This window comes from Corynebacterium sp. HMSC05D03 (assembly GCF_001807205.1).
GTDB classification, from domain to species: Bacteria; Actinomycetota; Actinomycetes; order Mycobacteriales; family Mycobacteriaceae; genus Corynebacterium; species Corynebacterium aurimucosum.
In genome coordinates this window covers 1-1,100 of the sequence record NZ_KV788184.1, presented here as the reverse complement: position 1 = coordinate 1,100, position 1,100 = coordinate 1, and the positions used below count along the sequence as shown (strand labels likewise).

1 rRNA gene is annotated in these 1,100 nt (G+C 54.2%); it reads right to left on the bottom strand.

Going from position 1 to position 1,100, the window contains the following annotated elements:
* Positions 1–1,100, bottom strand: a 23S ribosomal RNA gene (locus tag HMPREF3147_RS09460); the annotation flags it as partial.

Sequence of the window (1,100 nt, the reverse complement as noted above, 5' to 3'; positions counted from 1 at the left end):
CGTATCCGCGGTGGTTAGTATCAGTGCTTTATCATGGGCGCGGATATACGGGTACCAGAATATCAACTGGTTATCCATCGACTACGCCTGTCGGCCTCGCCTTAGGTCCCGACTCACCCTGGGAAGACGAACTTGACCCAGGAACCCTTAGTCATCCGGCGGGAAGGATTCTCACCTTCCAATTCGTTACTCATGCCTGCATTCTCACTCGCACACACTCCACGCCTCCTTACGGTAACGCTTCAACACATGCACGACGCTCCCCTACCCAAACAAAAAAAGTTTGCCGCGGCTTCGGCGGTGTGCTTGAGCCCCACTACATTGTCGGCGCAGGACCACTCGACCAGTGAGCTATTACGCACTCTTTCAAGGATGGCTGCTTCTAAGCCAACCTCCTGGCTGTCTTCGCGATCCCACATCCTTTTCCACTTAGCACACCCTTAGGGGCCTTAACCGGCGATCTGGGCTGTTTCCCTCTCGACTATGAAGCTTATCCCCCACAGTCTCACTGCCGCACAACACAATTGATGGCATTCGGAGTTTGGCTGACATTGCTAAGATTGTAGTCCCGCTCAACCAACCAGTAGCTCTACCTCCACCAAGCTACATGCGACGCTGCACCTAAATGCATTTCGGGGAGAACCAGCTATCACGGAGTTTGATTGGCCTTTCACCCCTACCCACAGCTCATCCCCGCAGTTTTCAACCTACGTGGGTTCGCGCCTCCACAGCATCTTACTACTGCTTCACACTGGCCATGGGTAGATCACCCCGCTTCGGGTCCAGGACACGCCACTGACAACACCCCATTAGGATTCGGTTTCCCTACGGCTACCCCACACGGGTTAACCTCGCGACATGCCGCTGACTCGCAGGCTCATTCTTCAAAAGGCACGCCATCACACAACAAAAAGTGCTCTGACGGATTGTAAGCACATGGTTTCAGGAACTATTTCACTCCCCTCCCGGGGTACTTTTCACCATTCCCTCACGGTACTCATACACTATCGGTCACACTGAGTATTTAGGCTTACCGGGTGGTCCCGGCAGATTCACAGCAGATTCCACGAGCCCGCTGCTACTCGGGCAACCCAACAACC